The organism is Devosia sp., from assembly GCF_036676215.1.
Lineage (GTDB): Bacteria > Pseudomonadota > Alphaproteobacteria > Rhizobiales > Devosiaceae > Devosia.
The window spans coordinates 1-2,142 of the sequence record NZ_JAKFDJ010000234.1 but is presented as its reverse complement, the minus strand read 5'-3'; the positions used below and the strand labels follow the sequence as shown (position 1 = coordinate 2,142).

Annotated in this window: 4 protein-coding genes; all 4 read left to right on the top strand. The window is 65.9% G+C overall.

Translation table 11 applies throughout. The annotated features are described in order from the left end of the window. A partial coding sequence (locus tag V6M52_RS19885; protein ID WP_332702802.1) for an ABC transporter permease occupies window positions 1-1,027 on the top strand: 1,027 nt, incomplete at its 5' end. 42 nt (window positions 1,028-1,069) lie between these two features. Next, complete coding sequence (locus tag V6M52_RS19880) at window positions 1,070-1,321, top strand: type II toxin-antitoxin system ParD family antitoxin (protein WP_332702805.1); 252 nt, start codon at window positions 1,070-1,072, stop codon at window positions 1,319-1,321. Then, window positions 1,318-1,608: a type II toxin-antitoxin system RelE/ParE family toxin gene (locus V6M52_RS19875; RefSeq protein WP_332702799.1), complete on the top strand. Its 291-nt coding sequence runs from the start codon at window positions 1,318-1,320 to the stop codon at window positions 1,606-1,608. Before V6M52_RS19880 ends, V6M52_RS19875 begins: the two co-directional genes overlap by 4 nt. Window positions 1,609-1,710: 102 nt before the next feature. Next, window positions 1,711-2,142, top strand: a 432-nt coding sequence (locus V6M52_RS19870) for a hypothetical protein (protein ID WP_332702796.1), incomplete at its 3' end; no start/stop codon positions are given.

Below are 2,142 nucleotides of genomic sequence, written 5' to 3'. Positions count from 1 at the left end.
CCAGCTGCTGCTGTTCGGCTATGCGATCAATTCCGAGCCGCGCCATCTGCCCACCGCCCTGCTGGTGCAGGAAGACAGCGTCTTCGCCCGCTCGATCACCTCGGCCCTGCACAACAGCGCCTACTTCGACCTCGTCGCCCAGGCCCGCTCGCCCGCCGAGCTGGACGAGATGGTCCGGCGCGGCGACGTGCAGTTCGCCATCACCGTGCCAGGTGACTTCACCCGGCGCGTGGCCCGGGGCGACAAGGCCCAGATCCTGATCGAGGTGGACGCCGCAGACCCCTCGGCCACCGGCGCCGCCGTGGCGGCCCTGGCCGCCCTGCCGAACCAGGCGCTCGTCAACGACCTGAAAGGCGCGCTCAGGAACCGCGCCGGGAGCCCGGCTCCCTTCGAAGTCGTCGTCCACCGCCGCTACAATCCCGAGGCCATCACCTCCTACAACATCGTCCCGGGCCTGCTGGGGGTCATTCTCTCCATGACCCTGGTGATGATGACCGCGCTCTCCGTCACCCGCGAGGCCGAGCGGGGCACGATGGAGAGTCTGCTGGCCACCCCCGTGGAACCTCTCGAGGTGATGGTCGGCAAGCTCGCCCCCTACGTGGTGGTGGGGATCGTCCAGACCTTGATCATCCTACTGCTGGCCCGTTTCCTGTTCGACGTGCCCATGCTGGGCGGCTGGGTCGGGCTGACCCTGGGCATCAGCCTATTCATCGTCGGCTCGCTGGCCCTGGGCTTCCTGATGTCGACCCTGGCGCGCTCGCAGCTCCAGGCCATGCAGATGAGCGTCTTCTATATCCTGCCGTCCATCCTGCTCTCGGGCTTCATGTTCCCCTTCCGGGGCATGCCCGGCTGGGCCCAGGCGATCGGCGAGGCGGTGCCGGTCACCCACTTCCTGCGAGTGGTGCGCGGCGCCCTGCTGAAGGGCCAGGGCGTCGAGGACATGTGGCGCGAGCTGCTGGCCCTGGTCGCCTTCGTCTGCGTTGTCACGGCGCTCGCCATGGCACGGTATCGGCGGACCCTGGACTAGATGGCCATTGCCCGAGTACCAGATTTTGGTACAATCCACGGCATGGGAAAGAACACATCTTTTAGTCTTGGGGATCACTTCAGCGCCTTCATCGAGTCTGAGGTGGCCAACGGGCGCTATGGATCTGCGAGCGAGGTCGTGCGCGCTAGCCTGCGATTGCTCGAAGAGCGCGAGGCCCACCTGGACGCCCTTCGCGCGGCGTTGATCGAAGGCGAGGAAAGCGGCCAGTCCGCACCGTTCGACTTCGACGCATTCATCGCGGACAAGCGGAGCGACGAGACGAAAGGCGGATGACGGCCTACGTCCTTTCACCGCGCGCCCGGACCGACATCGACCGCATCTGGACCTATAGCCGAAGCCAATGGGGGCTAGACCAAGCGGAGGCTTATCTTCGCTACCTGCAGCAGGCGATCGAGACGATCGCGGCCGATCCAAGGCGTGGCCGAGCGTGCGATCATATCCGGCCGGGCTATTTCAAGCTCAATTGCCGATCCCACGTTCTGTTCTACCGGATGGCCCACGGCGGCGTTGACGTCGTCCGCATCCTGCACCAGCAGATGGATTTCGATCGTCACCTCTGACGTGCATCGCCGCATTACGGCGAATTAACCCGCCACCGCGTTGCCCCGCGAGCAGCCTCGACCGTAGCTTGCGCCCCAAACTCCTTTGGGAACCCTTCTCCTATGCACAGCCGTCGTGAACTGCTTTCGGGCGCCGCCGCCCTCGGCCTGGCCGCCGTCGCGCCAAAGCTCGCCCTCGCCGCCGCCCCCACGGGCGAGGCCGCCAAGATGTACGCCTTCTTCGACAAGGCCATGGCCGAGACCTTCCGCCGCCAGCCGGAGGTTCCGACCTATCTGGGCATCGATAAGGGCGTCCTGGCCTGGACCAAGTCGGAACTCTCGGACTTCTCCCTGACGGCGCTGGCCGAGAACAAGGCCAACAACAGCCAGCAACTCAAGGATCTGCGCGCCATCGACCGCAGCCAGCTCACGGGCATGGACGCGGTCAATTACGACACCGTCGAGTTCACCCTGGCGACCTCGGACGAGGGCAATCGCCAGTTCAACTACGGCGGCCAGGGCGCCGGCGCGCCCTATGTCCTGTCCCAACTCACC

What these genes read in the sequence shown, in the direction of transcription:
- V6M52_RS19875 (WP_332702799.1), top strand. Translation starts at nt 1,318, where the DNA reads ATGACGGCCTACGTCCTTTCACCGCGCGCCCGGACCGACATCGACCGC.
- V6M52_RS19880 (WP_332702805.1), top strand. Translation starts at nt 1,070, where the DNA reads ATGGGAAAGAACACATCTTTTAGTCTTGGGGATCACTTCAGCGCCTTC.